The sequence below is a fragment of the Agromyces zhanjiangensis genome, assembly GCF_040496055.1.
In the GTDB taxonomy this organism is placed as follows: Bacteria; Actinomycetota; Actinomycetes; order Actinomycetales; family Microbacteriaceae; genus Agromyces; species Agromyces zhanjiangensis.
Genome location: NZ_JBEPKB010000008.1, coordinates 154,349 through 180,694, shown reverse-complemented (window position 1 = coordinate 180,694; position 26,346 = coordinate 154,349). Strand labels below are relative to the sequence as shown.

Genomic DNA, 26,346 nt, shown 5'->3' with positions numbered 1-26,346 from the left:
CGATGAGCACCACCGACACCGTTGCCACTCCTCGCCACGCGGGCGCGCAGCCCCTGCGCATCCATTCCGTCGAGGCGATCCCGCTGGTCGCGCCGTTCGCGCGGCTCTACCCCGAGGGTGACGTGCCGAGCTGGCTGCTCCAGCCGGCGGCCAGTCATCGGACCCTGCAGCGGAGCGGGCAGTACTCGACGCTCATCCGGATCGTGACGGAGGACGGGCTCGAGGGTGTCGGTGAGTGCTATGGGCTGCCCGCACCGAAGGTGCCCGCACAGATCGTGCGAGACATCATCGCTCCGCTGCTCATCGGCGAGGACGCCCACGCGATCGACCACCTGTGGTCGCGCGTGTTCTCGTCGATGAGCGGCGGGGGACAGCTCAGGGGCTACTACCTCGAGGCGATGAGCGGAGTCGACCTCGCCCTCTGGGACCTCAAGGGCAAGGCCCTCGGACTCCCGGTCCACAAGATCATGGGTGGCCCGCACCGTGACCGGGTCGACGTCTATGCGAGCCCCGTCCCGATGCTCGGCTCTCCCGGCGAATCCGCTGACTACGCGCTCGGCTTCGTGGAGCAGGGCTTCGACGCCATCAAGCTCAAGCTCGGACGAGGCACGGTGACGGACGTCGCGCACGCCACGGCCGTCCGGGACGCGATCGGCCCGGACCGGTCGCTGCTCGTCGACATGAACTGCGCCTACACCGCCGACCGGGCAATCGATGTCGGCCGTCGACTCGTCGACCTGGGCATCACCTGGATCGAGGAACCGTGCGCTGTCGACGACGTCGCCGGGTACCGCCGGATCCGCGACGCGCTCCCGGTCTCCCTCGTCAACGGCGAGACGCTGTTCACGCGATGGGACCACCGCGAGTTCCTGTTGGCGGGGGCGATCGACGTCGTGATGCCGAACCTCGCTCGCGCGGGCGGACTGACCGAATCGCGCAAGCTCGCCGCCCTATGCGAGACGTTCCACGTCGACATCGCCCCGCACGGCGTCGGCTCGGCGGTCGGCCTCGCGGCCGCGCTGCAGCTTTCCGCCGCCATCCCGAACTTCCGGATCTACGAATACAACCGCCTCCCGAACCCGCTCCGAGACGAGCTCACGACGATGTCGTTCGACTTCGCCGGGGGCACGCTCGCCGTTCCGGACGGCCCCGGACTCGGCATCCAGCTCGACTGGGAACGCGTCGACGAGTTCCGCGTCGAATGAACTCCGGGCCGCGGTGGCACGCCGTCCCCCCGGCGTCCCCCGCAGTGCCGCCGCGGCCCGGACTACGATCAGCCCCACACACCGAGGAGTCCGCCGATGCCAGCCACACCCCCTCTCGCCATGATCGTCGGTGCGGGCGGAGCGATCGGCGGTGCGATCGCGCAGCGCCTCGCCGGCGATCATCGTCTCGTCGTGATCGACCGCGACCCCGCGAGACTCCAGCAAGTTGCATCCGAGCTCCCCGGCGACACACTCCCCATCGCAGTGGATGCGTCGGATGCTTCGGCCATCGACGAGGCATTCGCCACTGCGGCGACGCTGGGCGATCTCACCGAGCTCGCGATCGCCGTCGGGACGACCTCGGCCGGATCCATCGACGCACTGGAGACCGAAGCCTGGCGAGCGGTGATCGATTCGAACCTCACCTCCGTCTTCCAGTCGCTTCGCGCGGGTGTCGCTGCGATGTCGTCGACGGGAGGCGCGATCTGCGTGATCGGTTCCGTGCACGCCGACGCCCCCCAGCCGGGCTATCCCGCGTATGCCGCCGCGAAGGCAGGTGTGAAGGCGCTCGTCCGCCAGGTCGCGGGTGAATACGGGCATCACGGGATCCGGGTGAACCTCGTCACCCCGGGCTGGACCCGCGCGGGACACACGAGCGCACGCCTGGCGCCCGGCGACGAGTCGCGACTGCTCGAGGCCAGCGCGCTGCGTGACGTCGTCGAACCCGCCGACCTGGCAGCAGCGGTCGCATGGCTTCTCTCCGATGCCGCACGGCGGGTGACCGGCACCGAGACCGTCGTCGACGCCGGCGCCAGCCTCCTCGGCGGCGCCACGGTACTGCGGCCGGGCTACCGGCAACGTCTCGGGCTCGCGCCGCTCGACTGATATACGAGTGCGACAACGGGCCGCGACCAACTGGAGTCCACCAGTGCGCATCCTCAGCTCGCGTCGAGCGAGTCGTTGAGCTGCGTGTCCGAGTCGGCGTATTCGGTCCGCGAGGTCCCGAAGAGATTGACTCACCATGAGTGGTTGCGCAGCCAAGTGCCGCGGCTGAGGCGCGTTGATCGCGGATGCCATTCATCGGTCGGCACCCCAAAGGACCCCTTGGTCCGTCGCCATGTTTACGCTAACATCTGAAACCGCGAACGCGTAGTGTTTGCGCAACCAACCCAATGGAAGTGAAGGACAATGATGTCTCAAAGACGATCTCGGCCACATCGGCTGGCCGCCGTCGTGGCCGCAACAGCCCTGTGTGCCACCGGCGTCGGTGCTGCCGGAGTCGTAGCGCCTGCTGCAGCCGCGGCTGTCGAGCCCGACGTCGCGCTCGTATTGAACCCCGCGTATTCAGGAGGAGCGTTCAAGGGGTGGGGGACGAGCCTCGTCTGGATGGCGAACGCCACCGGAGCGTACCCGGAAGAGCTCCGGGCCGAGCTGATCGACAAGGTCTTCGGTGATGCTGGCCTCAACCTGAACATCGCGCGGTACAACATCGGCGGGGGCAACGCATCGGACGTGCCGCCGTACCTGCGGCCGGGCGGGGCGGTTCCCGGCTGGTGGAACCCCGATGCTCCCCTGAGCGACGAACAGGGAGAGATCACCTCGAACTACGCCGATCGTGATCGCTATCGGGCCGCGTGGACCGGTGAGAATCCCGAGGACTACAACTTCGACGCCGACGCCGCGCAGCTCGCATGGGTTTCCGCGATCAAGGATCAGGTCGATACGTGGGAGGCGTTCAGCAACTCGCCGCCCTACTTCATGACCGAGAGCGGCTTCGTCAGCGGCGGGTTCAACTCGAGCCAGAACCAGATCCGGACCGACTCGGTAGACGAGTTCGCGAAGTACCTGAAGACGGTCGTGGAGCACGTGGAGCATGACCAGGGGATCCGCTTCGACACGATCGACCCGCTCAACGAGCCCAACACGAACTACTGGGGAACGAACCTCGGTTCGGACGGGTGGCCGACCGGTGGCCGACAGGAGGGCGCGCACGCCGGTCCAGGCCTGCAGTCAAAGGTCGTCGAGGCCCTGCACGCCGAGCTCGCCCAGACCGACACGACCACGCAGGCGCGGATCTCGGCGCCGGATGAGACCTACCCGGGCCGCTTCGTGGAGGACTGGAACGGCTGGACGGCCGAAGCCAAGGCCGCTGTCGACCAGCTCAACGTCCACACCTACGGCACCGGCGATCGCAACCGTGTCCGTGACATCGCCAAGTCGGCGGCGAAGCCGCTGTGGATGAGCGAGGTCGAGGGCAACTGGGGCGGCAACTCATGGAATCCGAACGACATCTCCAACGGGCTCGGCATCGCATCGCTCATCACGGGCGACCTGCGCGAACTCGAGCCCGAGGCCTGGGTGCTCTGGCAGCCCGTCGAGGACTTCTACAACATGGAGAAGGTCGAGAAGAAGAACTGGGGTTCGATCTTCGTCGACTTCGATTGCGACGAGAACGGGGACTCTGTCCGTCGTCTCGCGGACGGCGACGCGGACCCGTCGTGCGGGATCCAGGTGAACTCGAAGTACAACACCATCCGCAACTACACCCACTACATCGGGCCGGGCGATCACCTGATCGCGGTCAACGACAACGACGCCACAGCGGCGGTCGATGCGGACGGGACTGGTGCCAGCCTCGTCTACATCAACAAGGCGACGACCGGGAAGACGGTCGAGATCGACCTGTCGCAGTTCGGCGACATCGCGGCCGGCGCGACCGTCACGCCTGTCGTGACGACGCAGTCGCCGGATGATGACCGCACCGCGAACGCGCTCGTCGAGGGAGAGTCGGTGACAGTCGACCCCAGCGCGCGGACGGCGACGCTCGTGGTGCCCGCCCGCTCGGTCACCACCTTCGAGATCTCCGGAGTCTCGGGTGCTTCCGCGACCGCGCCGGCGCTGCGCGACGGCACGTCCTTCACCATCACCGGGGTCCAGAGCGGAAAGCCGCTCGCTGCGGGCTCCAGCTCGACGCAGCTCGGATCCGCCAACGCGGACCCTGGTGCAGACGGACAGTCCTGGACCGCGTCGCTCGTGGTCGACGAGCCGGGGACCTCCCGGGACCGGTACGTGCTGCGCCTGAACGACGGACGTGCGCTGACCGCCAGCGGTGGCAACATCACCTTCACTACGATCGACGACGCTGACGCGGCGGCGGATCCCACGGTGCAATGGATGCTCACGACCACGGATGGAACGAGATTCAACATCCTCAGCGGTGCGACCGATCAGGTCCTCGACGTGGCGAACCAGGCCACCAGCGAGGGTGCGCGCGTGGGGCTGTGGCGCTCGAACTGGGGTTCGAACCAGTTGTGGACGCTCGCGGTGATCCCGGACTACAACCTCGACACGCTCAGCTCACTGCTCACCGACACCGACATCGACCCGTCCGGATACTACGAATGGTCCGTGGACGCCTGGCAGGACGCACGAACCGCGGCGCAGGCGCTCGTCGATGCGCAGTCGACCGATGACGCCGCGATCAAGGCTGCGTACATCGCGCTCGACAAGGCGTTCGATGGGCTGGTCGCCAAGATCGAGGCCTACGCGTCCTTCCGTCCGGGCCAGGAGTGGCTGGACACCGAGGGGCGGGTCATTCAGGCCCACGGTGGTCAGGTGGTGCCTTCGAAGGACGACGACGGCAAGAGGATCTACTATCTCTACGGCGAAGACCGCACCTTCGGGTATCACTCGGCGCCTGGCGTTCACGTCTACAGTTCGTACGACCTGTACAACTGGACCGACCAGGGAGTTGCGCTCCGGGCGCTGTCTTCACGCGAGGACTTCGATGAGCCGTATTTCGAGGATCTCTACGGCGACTACGACTCGACGCAGAAGGACGCCGTCTACCGCGACCTCGGCACCGTGCCGGTCCCGGGGGTGACCCCGCCGATCATCGAGCGGCCCAAGGTCATCTACAACGAGAACACCGGCAAATGGGTGATGTGGGCTCACATGGACGGGCCCAGCGAGAACTCCACCGCGCAGTACGCCAAGGCGAAGGCCGGAGTCGCGGTGTCGGACTCGCCGTTCGGTCCGTTCCGCTATATCGACAGCTATCGACTCCACCACGCCGACCCCGCCGACCCGACGAACCGGGCTCCGAAGAACCCGGGCATGGCGCGGGACATGAACCTGTTCGTCGATGACGACGGAACCGGGTACATCATCTACTCGAGCGAAGAGAACGCCACCATGTTCATCTCCAAGCTCAACGATGAGTACACCGACCTCGCGACGCCAGCCGATGAGGCCGTCGCCGGCGTCGACTACAACCGGATCTTCATCGGACAGTCGAGGGAATCGCCGGCGATCTTCAAGCACGATGAGCGCTACTTCCTGATCACGTCCGGCACCACCGGATGGTCGCCGAACCCGTCTCGTTATGCGAGCGCCACCGACATCATGGGCGCCTGGACCAACCACGGCGACCCGTTCCCGTCGTCGGCGCAGAGCAACTCGTTCAACTCGCAGCCGTCATCGGTCATACCCATCGACCGGGAGAACGGCAAGTACATCTACATGGGCGACCGCTGGAACGGCGGGACAGACCTCAAGAACGCCCAGATGGTGTGGCTGCCGATCAACATGGGCGAGGGTGGCGATACCCTCCGTGTCGAGGTCCCCGACAGGTGGACGCTGTCCGACCTCGATCAGTGGGCGGCGTGGAGTGTCGCCGGCATTCCCACGGCCGTGTCTCCTGACGACGGGTTCGACGTGCCGACCGTCGAGGTGACGCAGAACGGCCAGACGATGACGGAGCCCGTGGAATGGGCCATCCGAAGCGGGAGCTTCGACACGCCTGGAATCGTGACCCTGACCGGAACCCTGCCCGAGTTCGGCGGCCGCACGATCGCACGGGTCATCCCGGTCGTCCCGGATGGCGTGAGATACGCGGTCAATGCCGGCGGGTTCGCAACTGCCGACTGGACCACGCTCATGGCGACCGCGGCCGAGGACGGCCCCGTGTTGAACGGCGTTCCCGACCAGCCGCTCGGCGCAGACCCGGACACCGAGGCAACATGGGGGTACGTCAGCCCCGGCAGCAAGCCCAACGGCGATGCCCAGGGCACCCTGTTCTCGACGCTTCGGTATGCCGTGGGCGGGGAGGACCTGTCGTACCGTTTCGGTGACCTCGAGCCCGGGTCGTACAGCGTGTACGCGGGCTACGCGGACCCGTGGGCGCAGTGGGCGGACCGTGGGGCGAAGGTGACGATCAACGGCACCGTGGTGGAGGAGGACCACGAGTTCACGGCCGAAGATCACACGGGTACGTACTCGGGCATCGACGTCGGTGTCGATGGTGAGCTCTCGTTCACCCTCGCGGAGACGCGTGGACCCGACGTGCAGCTGAGTTGGCTGCTGGTGGTCCTCGACCAGCCGCTGGTCGGCGCGTCGGCCACGGCCGAGACCCGCTGTGCCGGGAAGCGCGTCATGGTCGAGACGCAGGTGACCAACGACGGCCAGGTGCCCGCGACGGTCACGTTGACAGTTGATGGCCGGCCGGCGTGGTCGGAGGACCTCGAACCTGGGCAGACGGTCGCGCACCCGTTCGTAATGGGTTCGGCGAAGGTCCCGGCCGGGGTGGTGTCGGTCGCAGCCCAGGCGACGATCGACGGTCATACCGTCGATGCGGCGGCGGATGCACCGTACCCCGCCACGAGTTGCACGCCCGGAGGGAACTCCGCGAACGGATCGGGGGACTCCCAGTAGGACGAGGCCGATCCATCCGCCCCCGCCCCGCCCATCACATCGATGGGCGGGGCGGTGGCCCCGAACTCTCACGCACGACGAGTTCCGTCGGAACCGGATCGGACGGACCGGGCTCATCCCCCTCGATGAGCGCGACCAAGTGTCGCAGCGCGATGCTCCCGACTCGATCGAAGTGCTGCCGGACCGTCGTCAACGGCGGCCAGAAGTCGGCAGACTCGGGCATGTCGTCGAACCCCACCACACTGACGTCGTCAGGCACCCGCCGACCAGCCTGATGCAGTGCATGGATGATCCCGAGCGCCATCTGATCGTTGCCGGCGAAGACAGCCGAGACGTCGCGATTGCGCGCGAGTGCCTGCCCTGCCCGGTGGCCCGACTCCGAGCTCCAGTCGCCGACGAGCACCTGCGGCGTCTGCGCTCCGCGGTCATGAAGGGTCTGTGCCCATGACTGGTGACGTCGGTGTGCCGAGTAGGACTCGTTCGGCCCCGCCACATGCCACACGGTCTGATGGCCCAAGTCGAGAAGGTGCGTCGTGGCGAGACGAGCACCCTGCGCCTGATCCGTGTCGACGACGGATCTCGAGTAGCGCTCGTCGGAGTCGATGACCACGAAGGGGAGACCGGTCGGCAGGGCGAGTTCGGTCTCGTCGAGTCGATGGGCCTCGATCACGATCACGACGCCGTCGACGGCCTCTTCGTTCAATCGCGCGAACGCTCCCGACACGCTGGCCTGAGTCGCCGTACGAAGGGGGATCAGCGTGATCGAGTACCCCAGCTCGGACGCCTCGGCGGCGATCGCGTCGAGGGTGCGCATGTTCCCGTACGACGTGAGTGAGAACATGATGACGCCGATCGATCGGAAGCGGCCGAACTTCAGCGCACGCGCCGCGCCATTCGGCCGGTACCCGAGTTGCTGCATCGCCGAGACCACGCGCATGCGGGTCGCATCGCTGACAGGACCTCTGCCGGAGGAGACGCGAGACACGGTCTGCGCCGAGACGCCGGCGGCGGCCGCGACATCCGCCATCGACACTCCACGAGCACGATCGGTGGAACTCTTGTCGCTGGTCACTCGTCGCCCTCCGAGATATGTTTGCGTTGCCAGCATACGTTCCTCACGATCGGTGGAAGCGAGTCCAACTGTCGCGATCCCGGACGACGGCTGCGCCCGAATCCCATGCATCGGGCCATGGAAACCGTCGATCGTCTCGGCTCGCCAGCGTTTCCCGCGGCCGAGCTTCCGGAGGGGGACCGTCGAGCTTGAGGGATCGCTCGTGGATCTCGCTTATCGACCGGCCCGGGGCGGCGCGGTGCTCTCCCGAAGGACGAGCTCCGTGTCGACGAGCGACGGTGCTCGGCGCTCGCCCGTCTCGACCTCATGCAGCAGGTCTTCGACGGAGCGGCGGCCGACCTCGCCGAAGAACTGGCGCACCGTCGTCAGCGGCGGCCAGAAGCTGCCCGCCTCCTCCATGTCGTCGAACCCGACGACGCTCACGTCAGCGGGCACGGCGCGCCCGGCTTCGTGCATCGCCTGCAGCACGCCGAGCGCCATCTGGTCGTTGGCGACGAAGACCGCGGTGACGTCGGCGTTCGCCGCGAGCCGAAGCCCGAGCTCATGGCCCGACTCGGCAGACCAGTCGCCGACGAGCGGCGGGTGCACCTCGGCCCCCCTGGCGCGCAGCGTCGCCTCCCATGACTCGCGACGTCGGGTCGCCGAATAGGAGCGTTCCGGGCCGGCGATGTGCCACACGGTGGCGTGACCCAGGTCGAGCAGATGCTCGGTGGCTTGACGCGCACCGAGTGCCTGGTCGGTGTCCACGCCGGGGAACCGGTCGTGCCCCGTCGAGTCCACGATCACCACCGGCAGGCCCGGCGGCAGTTCAACATCGCTCTCGTCGAGCAGGTGCGCCTCGATGACGATGATCACGCCGTCAACAGCAGCGTCGGCGAGTCGGTCGAACGCGACCGAAACCTCACCGCGGGTCGGATGGGGCACGGGGATGAGCGTCAGCGAGTAGCCCGCCTCCTCCGCGGCGGAGGCGACGGCGTCGAGGGTCCGCATGTTGCCGAAGCTCGAGAGCGTGAACATGATGACGCCGATGCTGCGGAAGCGCCCGGTGCGGAGCGCGCGGGCCGCGCTGTTCGGGCGGTAGCCGAGTCTCTCCATCGCCGCGAGCACGCGGGCGCGCGTCTCGGCGTCGACGTTCGTGCGTTCGTTCGCCACGCGGGATACGGTCTGACCCGAAACCCCGGCCTCGCGGGCGACATCCGCCATCGACGGACCACGGTGGCGTCCGTTCGGCGGTGTGCCGGCGTTGTTCACGCTCGTCATCGATGGCTCCTCGTCATGCGACTGCGCCCGGAGTGGCGCATGTTCACGTCAACATGCTACTGTGCTGGTACGCCATGTTGACGTGAACATGGCCACCGATCGGAGATTCGATGACAACGAGGTCCCCCGCCGCGCCGGCGCTCGCCCTCGCGGCGACGACGCCGGATGGTCCGCGGCGCCCCCGGCGCGTGCGCAGCCGCAGCGAATGGAAGGGTCTGGCGTTCACCGCGCCCTTCCTCGCGGTGTTCCTCCTCGTCTTCATCGCCCCCGTGATCTATTCGCTGTATCTGAGCCTGTTCCGGCAGCAGCTCGTCGGCGGAAACACGTTCGTCGGCGTCGACAACTACCTCGCGCTCCTGCAGGACCCGCAGTTCTGGGAGGCCTTCGGCCGGGTCGCGCTGTTCCTCGTCATCCAGGTGCCGATCATGCTCGGGCTGGCGCTCGTCGCCGCCCTCGCTATCGACAGCGCGCGGCTGCACGCGGCGGGCTTCTTCCGGATCGTGATCTTCCTGCCCTACGCCGTGCCGGCCGTCGTGGCCGTGCTCATGTGGGGCTTCATCTACGGCGACAACTTCGGCCTCGCCGCCAACCTCAACGACTGGCTCGGCGCGACGGTGCTCACGCCCTTCGCGCGGGAGTGGATCCTCGTCTCAATCGGCAACATCGTGACCTGGGAATTCGTCGGCTACAACATGCTGATCTTCTACTCGGCGCTCCGCGTCATCCCGGCCGACCTGTACGAGGCCGCGGAGCTCGACGGTGCCGGGCCGTTCCGCGTCGTCACGGGCATCAAGCTCCCCGCGCTCCGCGGGGCCATCGTCATCGCGACGATCTTCTCGATCATCGGCAGCTTCCAGCTGTTCAACGAGCCGAACATCCTGCGCACGCTCGCGCCGAACATCATCACCACGTACTTCACGCCGAACATGTACGCCTACAACCTCTCGTTCGCGGGACAGCAGTACAACTACTCGGCCACCGTGGCGATCGTCATGGGCGTGTTCACCGCCGTGATCGCCTACGTCGTGCAGCTACGCGGCTCGCGCAAGGAGGACCGATGAGCACCCTCACCGAGGTCGAGGCGACCACGGAGGCCGCGGACGGCCACGCCCCGCGCTCGCGCCGCCGCGCGAACCGCTCCGCGCACTCCTCGCCGCTGCGGCCGCGCAAGTCGCTGGCCTTCACCCTGATGATGGGCATCTTCGTCGTCTACAGCCTCGTGCCGCTCGTCTGGCTCGTGATCAACGCGACGAAGACCCAGGCCGGCCTGTTCTCCAGCTTCGGACTCTGGTTCGACAACGACTTCGTCCTGTTCCAGAACATCTGGGAGACCCTCACCTACCGCGACGGCATCTTCCTCCGCTGGTTCGGCAACACGCTGCTGTACGTCGTCCTCGGTGCGGGCGGCGCGACCCTGCTCGCGACGCTCGCCGGCTACGGCCTCGCGAAGTTCCGCTTCGCGGGCCGACGAGCGATCTTCGCGGTCGTCCTCGGCGCGATCGCGGTACCCGGCACCGCGCTCGCCGTGCCGACCTTCCTCATGTTCAGCCAACTCGGCCTCACGAACACCCCGTGGGCGATCATCATCCCGTCGCTCATCAGCCCCTTCGGGCTCTACCTGATCTGGGTGTACGCCGTCGACTCGGTGCCCACCGAGCTGCTCGAAGCCGCCCGCATGGACGGCGCCGGCGAATTCCGCACGTTCTTCACGATCTCCATCCGACTGCTCGCGCCCGGCATCGTGACGGTCCTCCTGTTCACGGTCGTCGCGACCTGGAACAACTACTTCCTCCCGCTGATCATGCTGAGCGACCCCACGTGGTACCCGCTCACGGTCGGCCTGAACCAGTGGAACGCGCAGGCGACCGGCGTCGGCGCCCAGCCCATCTACAACCTGGTGATCACGGGCTCGCTGCTCACGATCGTCCCCATCGTCGTCGCGTTCCTCGGCCTGCAGCGGTTCTGGCAGTCCGGGCTCAGCGCCGGAAGCGTCAAGCAGTGACCGAGCGGCACTGCGCGGCGGACCACCCCCAGCCCGCTCGACCGGAGCGTCCTGCCCCGGAACACATGGCACAACGAAGTGAAGGGACACATCCCATGCGCATCACCCGATCCGCCAGCCGGCGGACCCTCTCGGTCGTCGCCGCGGCCGCCCTCGTCGGCACGCTCGCGGCATGCTCGGCCGGCGGCGACGCCGGTTCGTCCGGCTCGGCCGACGACCTCGACGCCGCACTCGAGGCCGGCGGCGAGCTCACCTACTGGAGCTGGACGCCCAGTGCCGAGGCGCAGGTCGCGGCATTCGAGGAGGCCTACCCGAACGTCGACGTCGAACTCGTGAACGCCGGCACCAACACCGAGGAGTACACGAAGCTGCAGAACGCGATCAAGGCCGGCTCGGGTGCGCCCGACGTCGTGCAGATCGAGTACTACGCCATCCCGCAGTTCGCGCTCTCCGACTCGCTCGTCGACCTCAGCGCGTACGGACTCGACGAACTCGAGGACCAGTACTCGGCCTCCACCTGGGGTGCCGTGAACGTCGACGGCAAGCTCGTCGGCCTCCCGCAGGACTCCGGCCCCATGGCCCTGTTCTACAACGCGACCGTCTTCGAGGAGAACGGCATCGAGGTGCCCGCCACCTGGGACGAGTACGTGCAGGCTGCGCGCGACCTCCACGCTGCGGATCCGTCGAAGTACATCACGTCCGACACCGGCGACGCCGGCTTCACGACGAGCATGATCTGGCAGGCCGGAGGCCGCCCGTTCGGCATCGACGGCACCGACATCACGATCGACCTCGCCGACGAGGGCACACAGCAGTGGACCGGCGTCTGGAACCAGCTCATCGACGAGTCCCTCCTCGCCACGACCCCCGGATGGTCGGACGAGTGGTTCAAGGGCCTCGCCGACGGCTCGATCGCCTCGCTCGTGATCGGCGCCTGGATGCCCGGCGTGCTCGAGTCGAGCGTGCCCGACGCCGCGGGCGACTGGCGCGTCGCCCCCATGCCGACGTACGACGGCACCCCGGTCGCGGCCGAGAACGGCGGCGGCGGGCAGTCCGTGACGAAGCAGTCTGAGAACCCGGCCCTCGCCGCAGCGTTCCTGCGCTGGCTCAACAGCGACCCCGAGTCGATCGACATCTTCCTGCAGAGCGGCGGCTTCCCGTCGACCACGGCGGACCTGGAGGACCCGGAGTTCGTGGGCTACGAGTCCGACTACTTCGGCGGCCAGAAGATCAACGAGGTACTCACCCAGGCCTCGAAGGACGTCTCCTCCGGTTGGTCCTACCTGCCCTACCAGGTGTACGCGAACAGCATCTACGGCGACACCGTCGGCCAGGCGTACGCGAACAGCACCGACCTGAACGAGGGCCTGACTGCATGGCAGGACCAGCTCGTCCAATACGGCAACGAGCAGGGCTTCGCTGTCAACGAGTAACCCCGGGTGCGGGGCCGACCGGTGCCATCCGGCCGGCCCCGCGCCGCTCCAGAGATCGTCCTCGACACAGGACACCCTCCCGCCGACGAAGGACCCCAATGATCCAGCTCCACCCGCCCAGTCGCTTCGCCATCGGCGAGACCGACTTCGAGCTGGACGGCCGTCCGCACCGGATCCTGGCCGGGGCGCTGCACTACTTCCGCGTCCACCCGGACCTCTGGGTCGATCGAATCCGCAAGGCGCGGCTCATGGGCCTGAACGCGATCGAGACGTACGTGCCGTGGAACGAGCACGAGGCCGCGCCTGGACGGTGGCGTGCGGACGGCGGGCTCGACCTCGGCCGCTTCCTCGACCTGGTCGCCGCTGAGGGCATGCACGCGATCGTGCGCCCCGGGCCGTACATCTGCGCCGAGTGGGACAACGGCGGCCTGCCCGCGTGGCTCTTCCGCGACCCCGAGGTGGGCGTGCGCCGATCCGAGCCCCGGTTCGTGGCCGCCGTCACCGACTTCCTCCGCCGCGTGTACGAGATCGTCGCACCACGACAGGTCGATGCGGGCGGGTCCGTCATCCTCGTGCAGATCGAGAACGAGTACGGCGCCTACGGCTCCGACAAGGAGTACCTCGCCGAGCTCGTCCGGGTCACCCGCGAAGCGGGGATCACGGTGCCGTTGACGACGATCGACCAGCCGACGCCGCAGATGCTCGCCGACGGCAGCCTGCCCGGCCTGCACCTCACAGGCTCGTTCGGCTCGCGCACGACCGAGCGCCTCTCGACGCTGCGCGAGTTCCAGCCGACCGGCCCGCTGATGTGCATGGAGTTCTGGTGCGGCTGGTTCGACGACTGGGGCTCGCACCACCACACGACCGATGCCGCAGCCTCCGCCGCCGAACTCGACGCCCTGCTCGCGGCGGGCGGCTCGGTGAACGTCTACATGTTCCACGGCGGCACGAACTTCGGGCTCACGAGCGGCGCCAACGACAAGGGCCGCTACGCGCCGATCACGACGAGCTACGACTACGACGCCCCGCTCGACGAGGCCGGTCACCCGACGGCGAAGTACTGGGCGTTCCGGAACGTGATCGCGAGGTACGCGCCCGTGCCCGACGAAGTGCCGGAGGCGGCGCCGCCCGCGCCGGAGCTCACCGCACCGCTCGCCGTCGGGCCCTCGCTCCTCGAGGTCGCGCCGCGGCTCGGCGACGAGTCTCGGCACGAGCGGATTCCCAGCTTCGACGACCTCGGCCGGGACCGAGGCGTCGTGCTCTTCGCGACCCGGCTCACCCGGGGCGGCCCGGGCGTGCTCACCGTCGGCGAGGAGGTGCGCGACCGCGCGTGGGTGCTGCTCGACGGGGCGCCCGTCGGCGTGATGTCGCGCGACGCCCACGAACGGGCGGTCGCGCTGCCGGACGCCCGGGGCGAACTCGTGATCGTCGTCGAGGACCAGGGACGGGTCAACTACGGCCCGCGGATCGGCGAGCACAAGGGCCTCATCGGCGGAGTCGCACTCGATGGCTCGCCGATCGCCGATTGGGCTGCGCGCCCGCTGGAGCTCGAACGGCTGCCGGAGCTCGCGAGGCTGGGCCCGTCCGAGTTCGCCGCGGGGCCGGTGCTCGCCCACGGCGAGTTCGAGGTCGCAGCATCCGTCGACCTGTTCCTCGACACCCTCCACTGGGGCAAGGGGCTGGTCTGGGTCAACGGGTTCCTCCTCGGGCGGTACTGGCGTCGTGGACCGCAGCGCACCCTGATCGTGCCGTCGCCCGTCGTCCGCAGTGGGCGCAACGAGGTCGCCGTCCTGGAGTTCGAGGCGATGGCCGCGCCCGAGGTGCGGTTCGTTGCTGCGCCGCAGCTCGGCCACATCGAGATCTGACGGGCGGCGGAGCCACACCACACCCTGCATCCTCCTCGCTCTACAGACGCTCACTGAATCACGAGGTGAGGTCGATCAGATCGACGGCAATGCGCGAGCATCGCCAGTTCGAATGAATCGGAACACATGCCGGGACATCCAGCTTCCGCGCATCGTGAGGCACGGGCGCGGGTACCTCTCGACGCGCAGGCGACCGACTCGCACGACGGACACACTGGCGGACCATCAGATCGGACGACCGAACGGCCGCGTCGGTGAATGCGTGGCAGGCCCCGGATTGGAGGAGGGCCTCTGCCACGCCGCCGGCGGCATCTCTGTGCTTCAGGATCACGTAGCGTGCGCGGATTGTGGGCAGTGGGCACGGCGACGGCCCAACGCGCCGCCTGGAGAAACGCGAAAACCCCCGGCGGACCGGGGGTTTTCTGATGTGGCTCCGACCGGCATCGATCCGGTGACCTTTCGATTTTCAGTCGAACGCTCTACCAACTGAGCTACAGAGCCTCGGGATGTCGAAACATCTCGATGTTAAGGAGAAAGCCCCTTCTCTCGAAAGGGAAAGGGCTCGTCGCCTGAGCGACCCTGACGGGACTTGAACCCGCGACCTCCGCCGTGACAGGGCGGCACGCTAACCAACTGCGCCACAGGGCCTCGTAAAGAAGCTGTTCAATTGTAAACCCATCGTCTGGGTGACCCCAACGGGATTCGAACCCGTGCTGCCGCCGTGAAAGGGCGGTGTCCTAGGCCGCTAAACGATGGGGCCGGAAGGTCGGGCCCGGGGGCTCGACCGCCGAGAAGAAAGCATACGCATACCTCGGCCAGAATCCAAAACGAGCCGGGGAAGACACGCCACGCGCGGCGGAAATGCCCGGTCCGCGGTCGTTCCGAACCTAGTGTGACAGGGCCACTGCCCGCATGGCGGGTACGCGAGCGCGGTCCGGACGGCCCGCGCGGATGGGGAGTCATGTCGCGAATCGCAGGACGCCGAGCCCCCTGGGGGTCGCGGATGCGCGCGCTGGCGGGCTCCCTGGTCATCGCGCTCGCGGCGACCGCGGGGATCGTGGCCAACCCGATCGCCGCCTCGGCCGCCGACTACCCCACGTGGGAGGAAGTGCAGAAGGCGAAGGCGAACACGAAGGCCGCGGCACAGGCCGTCGACGAGATCATCGGCCTGATCGCCGACCTCGAGGCGAACGTCGAGGCGGCCCGCGCCGAGGCACAGCGCCGCACGGACGAGCTCATCGTGGCCCAGCAGGAGTACGACGACGCCGTGCGTCGCGCCGACGAGATCCAGGCGCAGGCCGACGAGGCGAAGGCCGAGGCCGAGGAGGCGGAGAAGAACGCCGGACAGCTCGCCGCGCAGCTCTACCGGACGGGCGGGTCCGACCTCGGCGTGAACCTGATGTTCGACGCGGGCGACGCCGAACGCACGGACGAACTGCTTGCGAAGCTCGGCTCGATGGAGAAGCTGGTCGAGCGCACCGCCGGCATCTACCAGCAGGCGCAGGAGGCGGGGAACACCGCGCAGTCGCTCGCCGACCAGGCCGAGGTGGCTCGCGCCGAGCGCGAGAAGCTCCGCGTCGCGGCGGAGCAGGCGCTCGCCGCCGCGCAGGCCGCGCAGGCCGCGGCGGAGCAGGCGCTCGCCGAGTCCGAGGAGAAGAAGATCGAGCTCGACCAGCAGCTCAAGTTCCTCAAGGACAAGGAGGCGAAGACCGCTGCGGCGTACCAGGAGGGCGAGCGCAAGCGGAAGGAAGAGGAGGAGCGTCGGCGACGTGCCGCGGCGGCAGCAGCGGCGGCAGCCGCAGCGGCGGCGGCAGCGGCCGCGGCCGCCGCAGGTGGCGGCGGTGGCAGCAGCAGCGGTGGCGGAGGCGGAGGCGGCCAGACCGTGTCGTCCGGCTGGTCCAAGCCGGCCTACGGCTGGATCTCCGGGAACTACGGCCCGCGCCAGGTGATCTGCAGCGGCGGGTACTGCTCGAACTCGTTCCACTACGCCACCGACCTCGCGACCGGCTGCTCGGCGCCGATCTACGCGGCGAACTCCGGCACGGTCGTCTACGCGGGCTGGTCGGGCAGCTACGGCAACTTCATCAAGATCGACCACGGCGGCGGCATCTCGACCGGCTACGCCCACATCCGCCCTGGCGGCCTGTTCGTCGGCTACGGTCAGCGCGTCAACTCCGGGCAGGTGATCGCCTCGAGCGGCACCACGGGTGCGTCGACCGGCTGTCACCTGCACTTCGAGGTCTACAGCGGCTGGAGCCGCATCGACCCGGTGCCGTTCATGGCGGCACGCGGCATCTACCTCGGCTGACGCGAGCCCGCACGGAGCGCGTGCGATCCATCCGCGCGCCGAACGCTGACACGACGAGGGGGCGAGCCGTCGGGCTCGCCCCCTCGGTGCGCGCAGGGCGGATGCCGCGGCATCCGCTCGGGCTCAGTGACCCGGGTACGCCTCGATCGCCTTCGCGATGAGCGACTCGGCCTCGGCGGCGTTCGCCCAGCCCTCGGTCTTGACCCACTTGCCGGGCTCGAGGTCCTTGTAGTGCTCGAAGAAGTGCTCGATCTCCTTGCGGGTGTACTCGGGGATGTCGTCGACGTCCTGGATGTAGTCCCAGCGGGGGTCGCCCGCGGGCACCGCGAGGACCTTCGCGTCGCCGCCGCCGTCGTCGACCATGTTGAAGACGCCGACGGGGCGCACCGTCACGCCCACGCCCGGGAAGAGCGGGTACTGGGTGAGCACGAGCACGTCGAGCGGGTCGCCGTCGTCGCCGAGCGTGTTCTCGAAGAAGCCGTAGTCGGTCGGGTAGACGAAGTTCGTGTAGAGCACGCGGTCGAGGAAGACCCGGCCGGTCTCGTGGTCGACCTCGTACTTGTTGCGGCTCCCCTTGGGGATCTCGATGACGGCGGCGTACTCGCCCATGTGGTTCTCCTCGTTTCGGATGGCGGAGTCTCGAAGGTCTCGCGGGCCGTGACGGCTCCGGCGGCGTCGCGCGCCCGATGGGCGCCGCTGACGACGGAATAAGGTTACGTGATGCCCCCGGAGCGCCGTCCCCGCCTGACGCCGCCGATCGCCGACGTGCGACGCGCGGTGCGTTCGGTGCTCGTGTCGCGCGACGACGCGCCGATCGCGCTCGTCGCGCTCTCGGGCGGGCCGGATTCGCTCGCTCTGGCGGCGGCCGCCGCCTTCGAGGCGCCGAGGAGCGGATGGCGCGCCGGCGCGATCATCGTCGACCACGGGCTTCAGGCGGGGTCTGCTGAGCAGGCGGATGCCGCGGCATCCGTCGCCCGCGATCTCGGGCTCGAGCCGGTGCTCGTCGAACGGGTCGATGCGGCCGCCGCACCCGGTGGTGCCGGCCCCGAGGGCGCCGCACGCGCCGCACGGTACGCCGCGCTGGACGAGGCCGCCCGCGCGACCGGCGCCGAGGTCGTGCTCCTCGGCCACACGCTCGACGACCAGGCCGAGACGGTGTTGCTCGGGCTCGCACGCGGGTCGGGGTCGGCGAGCCTCGGCGGCATGGCCGCGCGCTCGGGGCGCTACGCGCGGCCGCTGCTCGGCCTCCGCCGCGCGACGACGCGGCAGGCGTGCCTCGACGCGGGCCTCGCGCCGTGGGACGACCCGCACAACCTCGACCCGGCGTACGCGCGCGTGCGCGTGCGCGAACGGGTGCTGCCCGTGCTCGAGGCCGAACTCGGCCCCGGCGTGGCGGAGGCGCTCGCCCGCACCGCCGAGCAGCTCCGCGAGGACGAGCAGGCGTTCGCCGACCAGATCGACGAGTTCATCGAGGAGATCTGCGAGCCCGCCGAGGCGGGCATCGCGATCTCGGCGGCCGCGCTCGCCGCGAACCCCGCGGCCCTCCGGCAGCGCATCGTCAGGCACGTCGTCGACAGCGAGTTCGGGGTCTCGCTGACGCGGACGCAGACGCTCGAGGTCGCCCGGCTCGTCACCGACTGGCACGGGCAGGGGCCGATCGACCTGCCCCGCGGTATCCGCGCCACCCGCGCCGGCGGGCACGTCGTGCTCTCCACGACGGGCTCGACCGAGGTGCTGCCGCACGACCACTGACGCGCGGCGTAGGCTCGTGGCATCCGTTCGCCCAGACGCACGCAGGAGGAGCTCGGGATGGATTCGCGCGAGATTGACGCCGACCTGACGGAAGTGCTCGTGACCGAGCAGCAGATCCGCGACAAGCTCGCCGAGCTCGCCCGTCGCATCGAGGCCGACTACGAGGGGCGCGACCTCCTGCTCGTCGGCGTGCTCAAGGGTGCGGTGATGGTGATGGCCGACCTCGCGCGCGAGCTGAAGCCGCACGTGACCATGGACTGGATGGCGGTCTCGTCGTACGGCGCGGGCACGACGTCGTCCGGTGTCGTGAAGATCCTGAAGGACCTCGACTCCGACCTGTCGGGCCGCGACGTGCTCATCGTCGAGGACATCATCGACTCCGGCCTCACCCTCAGCTGGCTCCTCGGCAACCTCGCCTCGCGCGGGGCGGCGTCGATCGAGATCTGCGCGCTGCTGCGCAAGCCGGATGCCGCGAAGGTCGACATCGACGTGAAGTACCTGGGCTTCGACATCCCGAACCAGTTCGTCGTCGGCTACGGTCTCGACTTCGCCGAGCGATACCGCAACCTGCGGGACGTCGCGATCCTCGCCCCGCACGTCTACAGCTGAGGGCCGGCCGCCGACCGGAGTCGCCATGGCCGAGACCGGACGCCGGAACCGACTGCGGGACGCCGGGGCCGCATTCGCGAGCAACTGGCGCAACACCGACCTGCGGCGCGCGCAGCTCAGCTTCCTCGGTGCCTGGACGGCCGAGTGGGCGTTCACGGTGGCGCTCGGCATCGTCGCGTACCGCGACGGCGGCGCCGCGGCCGTCGGGCTTGTCGGGCTGCTGCGCATGCTGCCGTCCGCCCTCCTCGCCCCGCTGCTCTCGCCCATCGCCGACCGCGGCCGCCGCGAGCGGGTGCTCATCATGGTCTCCGTCGTGCGCGGCGTCGCGACGGCGGGCGCGGCGACCGTCGTGGCGGTGGCCGGTCCGGCCGCGGTGATCTACGTGCTCGCCGTGGTCTCGACGATCGCGGCGACCCTCTACCGGCCGGCGCACTCCGCGCTGCTGCCGTCGCTGTGCCGCACGGGCTACGAGCTCGCGAGCGCCAACATGGTGCGGGGGCTGCTCGACTCCGCCGCGACGCTGCTCGGGCCGCTGCTCGCGGCGGTGCTGCTCGGGTTCGCCGGAGTCGACGTGGTGTTCGCCGTCGCGGCGGCCGCATCGTTCGCCGCGGCCGCGCTGCTCGTGCGGCTGCGGTACGACGCGCCGCCGCGGCCGCCCGCGCCGGCCCGGCCGAACATCGCGAAGGAGGCGGTCGAGGGCCTCCGGGCCGTCGCGACGGACCGCGCCCTCGTGCTCATCCTCGGGCTCGCGGCCGCGCAGGCCCTCACGCGCGGCGCGCTCACCGTGTTCTCGGTGGTGGTCGCGATCGAGCTCCTCGGAACCGGTGAGCCCGGCGTCGGCGCCCTGATGACCGCGGTCGGGGTGGGGGCGGTGCTCGGGTCGGTCGGATCCTCCCTGCTCGTCGGCACCGGGCGCCTCGGTGCGTGGTTCGCCGCCGGCGTCGCGCTGTGGGGGCTGCCGATCGCGCTCGTGGCGGTCGTCCCGCAGCAGGCGGCGGCGCTGGTGCTGCTCTCGTTCGTGGGCGTCGGCAACGCCCTGATCGACATCGCCGGGTTCACGCTCATCGGCCGGCTCGCGCCGGACGAGGTGCTGGCCCGCGTGTTCGGCGTGTTCGAGAGCACGGTCGCGGTGTTCGTCGGCATCGGCGGCGTCGTCGCCTCCGCGCTGATCGGATGGCTCGGCCTGCAGCCGGCGCTCGTCGCCGTCGGGCTCCTCTGCCCGGTGCTCGCGGTGGCGTCGTGGTGGCGGCTGCGGCGGCTCGACCATGCCGTCGCGGCCCTCGACCACGAGATCGGGGTACTGCGCCGCGTGGAGATGCTGTGCATGCTGCCGCTGCCCTCGATCGAGCAGCTCGCGCGGGCGCTCGAACCCGTCTCCGTGCCATCCGGAGCCGCGGTCTTCGCCCAGGGCGACGTCGGCGACCGCTACTACGTCATCGAGTCCGGCGAGGTCGACGTGGTCCACGACGGTCGCGTGGTCGCGGAGCTCGGACCGGGGGAGGGGTTCGGGGAGATCGCGCTCCTCCGAACGACCGGGCGGATGGCGACCGTGGTGGCCAGGAGCGACCTCCGGCTCCAGGCGCTGACCTCCGAACGGTTCCTCCCCGTCGTGCTCGGGTACACGCCGAGCGCGGTCGAGGCCGCGGCGACCGTCGACGGGATCATGGCGCAGTACGAGCCGGACGAGCCGGACGAGGGGACCCCGCCGCCGACGTGACCGGCGCGAGCGCGGCGAGGGCCTCCGCCGACCGTGTCGGGACGCCGCGCGCTTTCAGCGAACAGGGAGCCGGCGCTCAGTGGCCAGAGGGTAGCCTGCTACCACCATGAACATGAAGAAGCTCCTGCGCGGGCCGATCCTCTACATCGTGCTGGCCATCATCGCGGTGTGGATCGGGTCGACCCTGATCACCCAGTCGGGTTTCCGCGAGGTCTCGACGCAGCAGGGGCTCGAGCTCCTGAACGACGGCAAGGTCTCGGCGGTGAAGATCGTCGACGTCGAGAACCGCGTCGACCTCACGCTCGCCGAGGCCGAGGAGGACCTCGGCACGCAGGTGCAGTTCTACTACGTCACGCCGCGCGGCGCCGACGTGATCGCCGCGGTCGACGCGGCGAACCCGGCCGACGGCTTCGACGACGAGGTGCCGCAGCCGAACTGGTTCTTCTCGATGCTCGGCATCCTGCTGCCGCTCGTGCTCATCGGCCTGTTCTTCTGGATCATCCTCTCCGGCATGCAGGGCGGCGGCAACCGCGTCATGCAGTTCGGCAAGTCGAAGGCGAAGCTCGTCTCGAAGGAGAGCCCGAAGGTCACCTTCGACGACGTCGCGGGCGCCGAGGAGGCCATCGAGGAGCTCCACGAGATCAAGGAGTTCCTCAAGGAGCCGGCCAAGTTCCAGGCCGTCGGCGCGCGCATCCCCAAGGGAGTGCTGCTCTACGGCCCTCCCGGCACCGGCAAGACGCTCCTCGCTCGCGCCGTCGCGGGTGAGGCGGGCGTGCCCTTCTACTCGATCTCGGGTTCCGACTTCGTCGAGATGTTCGTCGGCGTCGGCGCGAGCCGCGTCCGCGACCTGTTCGACCAGGCCAAGCAGAACGCGCCGGCCATCATCTTCGTCGACGAGATCGACGCGGTCGGCCGCCACCGCGGCGCCGGCCTCGGCGGCGGGCACGACGAGCGCGAGCAGACCCTGAACCAGCTGCTCGTCGAGATGGACGGGTTCGACCCGAAGACCAACGTCATCCTCATCGCGGCGACGAACCGCCCCGACATCCTCGACCCGGCGCTGCTGCGCCCCGGCCGCTTCGACCGGCAGATCGGCGTCGACGCGCCCGACCTCAAGGGCCGCCAGAAGATCCTCGAGGTGCACTCGAAGGGCAAGCCGCTCGCGAACGGCGTCGACCTCGAGGTGCTCGCGCGCAAGACCCCCGGCTTCACCGGCGCCGACCTGGCGAACGTGCTGAACGAGGCCGCACTGCTCACCGCGCGCTCGAACGCGCAGCTCATCGACAACCGTGCCCTCGACGAGGCCGTCGACCGCGTGATCGCCGGTCCGCAGCGCCGCACCCGCGTGATGAAGGACAAGGAGAAGCTCATCACCGCGTACCACGAGGGCGGCCACGCCCTCGCCGCGGCGGCGATGAACCACACCGACCCCGTGACGAAGATCACGATCCTGCCGCGCGGCCGGGCTCTCGGCTACACGATGGTGCTGCCGCTGGAGGACAAGTACTCCGTCACCCGCAACGAGCTGCTCGACCAGCTGACCTACGCGATGGGCGGCCGCGTCGCCGAGGAGATCGTGTTCCACGACCCCTCGACCGGCGCGTCGAACGACATCGAGAAGGCCACCGCCACGGCCCGGAAGATGGTCACCGAGTACGGCATGTCGGCCAACGTCGGCGCGGTGAAGCTCGGCCAGTCGCAGGGCGAGGTGTTCCTCGGTCGCGATATGGGCCACCAGCGCGACTACTCCGAGGAGATCGCGGAGAAGGTCGACATCGAGGTGCGCACGCTCATCGAGCAGGCGCACGACGAGGCGTGGCAGGTGCTGAACGACAACCGCGACATCCTCGACGAGCTGGCCGCCGAGCTGCTCGAGCACGAGACGCTCGACCACCACCAGATCGCCGAGATCTTCAAGGACGTCCGGAAGCTGCCCGAGCGCCCGCTCTGGCTCTCGAGCGACAAGCGACCGGTCTCCGACCGACCGCCGATCCCGTTCCCGAGCCGCAAGGCGCCGATCGACCAGGGCGCCGTCGACGGCGGCGTCGACTCCGGCACGCCCGTCGAGGAGGCGAAGGCGTCCCGCACGCCGAGCACGAAGCCGCGCCCCGCCACGGCGTGAGCCTCGGCACGGAGGAGGGCGCAGAGGAGGGTGCCATGACGGGGGTCGACGCCGACCGCATCGAGCGCGCCGTGCGCGAGCTGCTCTTGGCCATCGGCGAGGACCCGGAACGGCCGGGGCTCGAGCGCACGCCGCAGCGCGTGGCCGAGGCCTACGCCGACTACTTCAGCGGCGTCGGCGCCGACCCGCTCGTCCACCTCGCCGACACCGTCGCCTCCGGCGACACCGCTGCAGGGGTCCCGGCGACGTCCGACGCCGTCGTGCTCCGCGACCTCGCGTTCCGGTCGGTGTGCGAGCACCACCTCCTGCCGTTCATCGGCACCGCGCACGTCGCCTACCTCCCGGGCGAGCGCCTCGTCGGACTCGGCCGCATCCCCGCGGTGATCGACACCATCGCGAGCCGACCGCAGCTGCAGGAGCGCATCGCCGAGGAGGTGGCCGACGCGCTCGTCGCCGGGCTCGACCCGCGCGGCGTGCTCGTCGTGATCGACGCCGTGCACGGGTGCGTCACGGCGCGCGGCGCCAGGCAGGAGCGCAGCTCGACGGTCACGATCGCCAGCCGCGGCGAACTCGCCGAGCCGGCGGCGCGCGCGGAGATCATCGCGTTGATCGGATCGGGGCGCGGTGCCTGAGGCGACGCCGTCCGAGCCGGTCATCATGGGCGTGGTGAACGTCACTCCCGACTCGTTCAGCGACGGCGGACGATGGTTCGACGCGGATGCCGCGATCGAGCATGCGCTCCAGTTGGTGGCCGAGGGTGCGGACGTGCTCGACGTCGGCGGCGAATCGACCCGGCCGGGGGCGGCTCGGGTCGACCCCGACGAGGAGCTGCGCCGGGTCATCCCGGTCATCCGCGAGCTCGCCGGCCGGGGGCTCCGCGTGAGCGTGGACACCATGCGCGCCGCCACCGCGCAGGCGGCGGTCGAGGCCGGCGCCGAGATCATCAACGACGTCTCCGCCGGTCTCGCCGACGAGGCCATGGCGCGCATCGCCGCCGACTCCGGCGCGACCTACGTCGCGATGCACTGGCGCGGACACTCCGACCGGATGGACGACCTCGCCGAGTACGACGACGTCGCACGCGACGTGCGCGACGAGCTCGCCCGGCGCGTGGAGGAGCTCGTCGCGGCGGGGGTCCCGACCGAGCGGCTCATCCTCGACCCCGGCCTCGGCTTCTCGAAGCGCGCCGGGCAGAACTGGGAGCTCCTCGCCAACCTCGACGTGCTGGCGGAGCTGGGCCTGCCGATCCTCGTGGGCGCCTCGCGGAAGCGGTTCCTCGGCGCGCTGCTGTCCGAGGGGGCACCGGTCGGCGACCGCGACCTGCCGACCGCCGTGGTCAGCGTGCTCTCCGCGCAGGCCGGAGCCTGGGGCGTCCGCGTGCACGACGTCGCGGGCACGCGCGTCGCGCTCGACGTCGCCCGCGCATGGCAGAGTGGACGACGTGGCCAGCACTCGTGATCGGATCGCCGTCACCGGCATCCGCGTGCGCGCGCACCACGGCGTCTTCGACTTCGAGCGCGAGCAGGGGCAGGAGTTCGTGATCGACGTGTCGGTCGCCGTCGACCTGGCGGCCGCGGCATCCGGTGACGACCTCGCCCGCACCGTGCACTACGGCGACCTCGCGGTGGCCGTCGCCCGCGCCGTCGAGCGCGACCCGGTCGACCTCATCGAGACGGTCGCCGAGCGCGTGGCCGAGGTCGCCCTCGGGTTCGACGCCGTCGAGGAGGCGACCGTCACCGTGCACAAGCCGCAGGCGCCCATCGAGGTGCCCTTCGACGATGTCGCCGTCACCATCGTCCGGAGCCGCGCGTGACCCGGGCCGTGATCGCGTACGGCGCCAACCTCGGCGACCGGGAGGCGACCGTGGCGTCGGCCACGCGCGCCATCGCCGAGACCGAGGGCGTCGAGCTCGTCGCGGTCTCGCCGGTCTACGAGAGCGCGGCCGTGCGCCTCGACGGCGTCGACCCCGACGCGCCGCGGTACCTCAACGGCGTGATCCTCGTCGACACCGACCTCGAGCCGCACGCGCTCCTCGACCTGCTCCAGCGCATCGAGGCCGAGCACGGGCGCACCCGCGAGACGCGCTGGGGCGACCGCACGCTCGACCTCGACCTCATCGACGTGCGCGGCATCCGGCTCGCCGACGACCGGCTCGAACTGCCGCATCCGCGGGCGTGGGAGCGGGCGTTCGTCCTCCAGCCGTGGCTCGATGTCGAGCCCGACGCCGAGCTCGCCGGTCGCGGGGCGGTCGCCGCCCTGCGCGCCGAGGCGACCGACGAGGTGATCCGCCGGTGAATCGCACGCACGCCTCGACGCTCATCGCGTTCGCGGTGGTGGGTCTCGCTGTCGCCTACCTCGGCGAACTCGCGCTCGTCGCCGGCGGCGCGACCGCGATCGTGCCGCCGCTCTCGCTCGCCGTCACGCTCGTCGGCATCGGCGCGATCGTCGTGCTCGTGGCCTGGCCGATCCGGCAGGCCGTGCGCGGTGACCGCAACCGCCGGGTCGACCCGTTCCGCGCGGCCCGCATCGCGGTGCTCGCCAAGGCGAGCAGCGTCACCGGCGCGCTCGTGCTCGGCGTCGGCATCGGCATCACGCTCTTCCTGCTGACGCGCAGCGTCCTCCCCCCGGCCGGCACGATCTGGATGGGCGTCGCCACCGCGGTCGGCGCCGCACTGCTGCTGACCGGCGGACTGGTCGCCGAGCACTTCTGCACCCTCCCGCCCGACGACCCCGAAGAGGAGGGTTCGGCGCATGCCTGACCCCGACCACGCCGCATCCGACGCCTCGCTGCCGATCACGGATGCACCCGCGTACGTCGACGACGACTGGCGCCGCGTCTCGCCGAAGCACGTCGTCGTCGAGGTCGTCGGCTCCGTGATCGGGGCCGGCATCACGGTCGCCGTGCTCCTCGTCGTCGGGTCGTGGTTCGACCTGCCGTGGGCGACGTGGGGCGGCATCGCGGTCGGCGCGATCGCGCTCGTGTCCATCGCGCTCGAGCCGCGCCGGGTGCGTTCGATCGGGTACCGGCGCCGGGCCGACGACCTCGTCTTCCGCCGCGGCATCATGTTCCAGCGTCAGGTGGCGGTCCCGTACGGCCGCATGCAGCTCGTCGACATCACGCGCGGGCCCGTGTCCCGGGCACTCGGACTCGCCGACCTGAAGTTCGTCACCGCCGCCGCGTCGACGGCCGTGACGCTGCCGGGGCTCCCCCTCGAGGATGCTGAGCGACTCCGGGACGAGCTCGTCGCCCTCGCCGAGACCCGCCGGGCGGGCCTGTGACCGAGCCCTC

General features: G+C 69.9%; 21 protein-coding genes and 3 tRNA genes. 18 read left to right on the top strand and 6 right to left on the bottom strand.

The features are described from left to right. The first annotated feature begins 2 nt into the window (after window positions 1-2). From ABME02_RS15180 to ABME02_RS15170, 3 genes are all read left to right on the top strand, one after another. Window positions 3-1,205: a mandelate racemase/muconate lactonizing enzyme family protein gene (locus ABME02_RS15180; protein ID WP_353816166.1), complete on the top strand. Its 1,203-nt coding sequence runs from the start codon at window positions 3-5 to the stop codon at window positions 1,203-1,205. Window positions 1,206-1,301: 96 nt separating this feature from the next. Then, complete coding sequence (locus tag ABME02_RS15175) at window positions 1,302-2,090, top strand: SDR family NAD(P)-dependent oxidoreductase (RefSeq protein WP_353816165.1); 789 nt, start codon at window positions 1,302-1,304, stop codon at window positions 2,088-2,090. A gap of 501 nt (window positions 2,091-2,591) precedes the next feature. Next, on the top strand, window positions 2,592-6,917 hold the full coding sequence (locus ABME02_RS15170; RefSeq protein WP_353816164.1) for a family 43 glycosylhydrolase: 4,326 nt from the start codon (window positions 2,592-2,594) through the stop codon (window positions 6,915-6,917). 34 nt (window positions 6,918-6,951) lie between these two features. Here the strand turns inward: ABME02_RS15170 and ABME02_RS15165 are convergent, their stop codons facing one another. Then, on the bottom strand, window positions 6,952-7,944 hold the full coding sequence (locus ABME02_RS15165; RefSeq protein WP_436408283.1) for a LacI family DNA-binding transcriptional regulator: 993 nt from the start codon (window positions 7,942-7,944) through the stop codon (window positions 6,952-6,954). 258 nt (window positions 7,945-8,202) lie between these two features. Next, window positions 8,203-9,249 (bottom strand): LacI family DNA-binding transcriptional regulator, encoded by a 1,047-nt coding sequence (locus ABME02_RS15160; RefSeq protein WP_436408281.1) that lies wholly within the window; start codon window positions 9,247-9,249, stop codon window positions 8,203-8,205. A 110-nt stretch (window positions 9,250-9,359) separates the two neighbouring features. On the opposite strand from ABME02_RS15160, the gene ABME02_RS15155 reads away from it, so the two are divergent. The 4 genes from ABME02_RS15155 (at window position 9,360) to ABME02_RS15140 (ending at window position 14,549) form a co-directional block, all read left to right on the top strand. Continuing rightward, complete coding sequence (locus ABME02_RS15155) at window positions 9,360-10,310, top strand: carbohydrate ABC transporter permease (protein WP_353816162.1); 951 nt, start codon at window positions 9,360-9,362, stop codon at window positions 10,308-10,310. Beyond that, on the top strand, window positions 10,307-11,251 hold the full coding sequence (locus ABME02_RS15150) for a carbohydrate ABC transporter permease (protein ID WP_436408280.1): 945 nt from the start codon (window positions 10,307-10,309) through the stop codon (window positions 11,249-11,251). The genes ABME02_RS15155 and ABME02_RS15150 overlap by 4 nt, the downstream gene beginning before the upstream one ends. A 95-nt stretch (window positions 11,252-11,346) precedes the next feature. Continuing rightward, on the top strand, window positions 11,347-12,684 hold the full coding sequence (locus ABME02_RS15145; RefSeq protein WP_353816161.1) for an ABC transporter substrate-binding protein: 1,338 nt from the start codon (window positions 11,347-11,349) through the stop codon (window positions 12,682-12,684). Window positions 12,685-12,782: 98 nt separating this feature from the next. Next, on the top strand, window positions 12,783-14,549 hold the full coding sequence (locus ABME02_RS15140) for a glycoside hydrolase family 35 protein (protein ID WP_353816160.1): 1,767 nt from the start codon (window positions 12,783-12,785) through the stop codon (window positions 14,547-14,549). 428 nt (window positions 14,550-14,977) lie between these two features. Here ABME02_RS15140 and ABME02_RS15135 read toward each other — a convergent pair. The 3 genes from ABME02_RS15135 to ABME02_RS15125 form a co-directional block, all read right to left on the bottom strand. Then, window positions 14,978-15,050: transfer RNA gene (locus tag ABME02_RS15135), tRNA-Phe, on the bottom strand. Window positions 15,051-15,123: 73 nt separating this feature from the next. After that, window positions 15,124-15,197 (bottom strand) — tRNA-Asp (locus ABME02_RS15130). A 39-nt stretch (window positions 15,198-15,236) separates the two neighbouring features. Beyond that, window positions 15,237-15,309 (bottom strand) — tRNA-Glu (locus tag ABME02_RS15125). Window positions 15,310-15,552: 243 nt separating this feature from the next. Between ABME02_RS15125 and ABME02_RS15120 the strand changes: the two genes are divergently transcribed. Then, window positions 15,553-16,857, top strand: a complete 1,305-nt coding sequence (locus ABME02_RS15120) for a peptidoglycan DD-metalloendopeptidase family protein (protein WP_353816159.1) — start codon at window positions 15,553-15,555, stop codon at window positions 16,855-16,857. Window positions 16,858-16,980: 123 nt separating this feature from the next. On the opposite strand, the gene ppa is transcribed toward ABME02_RS15120, so the two are convergent. After that, window positions 16,981-17,466, bottom strand: coding sequence for an inorganic diphosphatase (ppa, locus tag ABME02_RS15115; RefSeq protein ID WP_353816158.1), 486 nt, complete (start codon window positions 17,464-17,466; stop codon window positions 16,981-16,983). Between the two features lie 111 nt (window positions 17,467-17,577). Here ppa and tilS point away from each other — a divergent pair, with 111 nt between their 5' ends. From tilS to ABME02_RS15065, 10 genes are all read left to right on the top strand, one after another. Next, a complete protein-coding gene (gene tilS / locus ABME02_RS15110) occupies window positions 17,578-18,609 on the top strand; it encodes a tRNA lysidine(34) synthetase TilS (protein WP_353816157.1) in 1,032 nt (343 codons plus the stop codon). 57 nt (window positions 18,610-18,666) lie between these two features. Continuing rightward, window positions 18,667-19,218, top strand: a complete 552-nt coding sequence (gene hpt, locus ABME02_RS15105) for a hypoxanthine phosphoribosyltransferase (protein WP_353816156.1) — start codon at window positions 18,667-18,669, stop codon at window positions 19,216-19,218. A gap of 25 nt (window positions 19,219-19,243) precedes the next feature. After that, complete coding sequence (locus ABME02_RS15100) at window positions 19,244-20,935, top strand: MFS transporter (protein ID WP_353816155.1); 1,692 nt, start codon at window positions 19,244-19,246, stop codon at window positions 20,933-20,935. A 106-nt stretch (window positions 20,936-21,041) separates the two neighbouring features. After that, window positions 21,042-23,057: an ATP-dependent zinc metalloprotease FtsH gene (ftsH, locus tag ABME02_RS15095; protein WP_353816154.1), complete on the top strand. Its 2,016-nt coding sequence runs from the start codon at window positions 21,042-21,044 to the stop codon at window positions 23,055-23,057. Between the two features lie 35 nt (window positions 23,058-23,092). Next, a complete protein-coding gene (gene folE, locus ABME02_RS15090) occupies window positions 23,093-23,689 on the top strand; it encodes a GTP cyclohydrolase I (RefSeq protein WP_155051441.1) in 597 nt (198 codons plus the stop codon). Between the two features lie 25 nt (window positions 23,690-23,714). Further along, window positions 23,715-24,515 (top strand): dihydropteroate synthase, encoded by an 801-nt coding sequence (gene folP, locus ABME02_RS15085; protein WP_353816188.1) that lies wholly within the window; start codon window positions 23,715-23,717, stop codon window positions 24,513-24,515. Next, entirely contained in the window at window positions 24,499-24,870 is a 372-nt protein-coding gene (gene folB / locus ABME02_RS15080; RefSeq protein ID WP_271192421.1) for a dihydroneopterin aldolase, read from the top strand. The genes folP and folB overlap by 17 nt, the downstream gene beginning before the upstream one ends. Next, on the top strand, window positions 24,867-25,352 hold the full coding sequence (gene folK, locus ABME02_RS15075) for a 2-amino-4-hydroxy-6-hydroxymethyldihydropteridine diphosphokinase (protein ID WP_353816153.1): 486 nt from the start codon (window positions 24,867-24,869) through the stop codon (window positions 25,350-25,352). Before folB ends, folK begins: the two co-directional genes overlap by 4 nt. Next, on the top strand, window positions 25,349-25,816 hold the full coding sequence (locus ABME02_RS15070) for a DUF3180 domain-containing protein (RefSeq protein ID WP_353816152.1): 468 nt from the start codon (window positions 25,349-25,351) through the stop codon (window positions 25,814-25,816). The genes folK and ABME02_RS15070 overlap by 4 nt, the downstream gene beginning before the upstream one ends. Further along, complete coding sequence (locus tag ABME02_RS15065; protein WP_353816151.1) at window positions 25,809-26,336, top strand: PH domain-containing protein; 528 nt, start codon at window positions 25,809-25,811, stop codon at window positions 26,334-26,336. The genes ABME02_RS15070 and ABME02_RS15065 overlap by 8 nt, the downstream gene beginning before the upstream one ends. The last annotated feature ends 10 nt before the right edge of the window (window positions 26,337-26,346 follow it).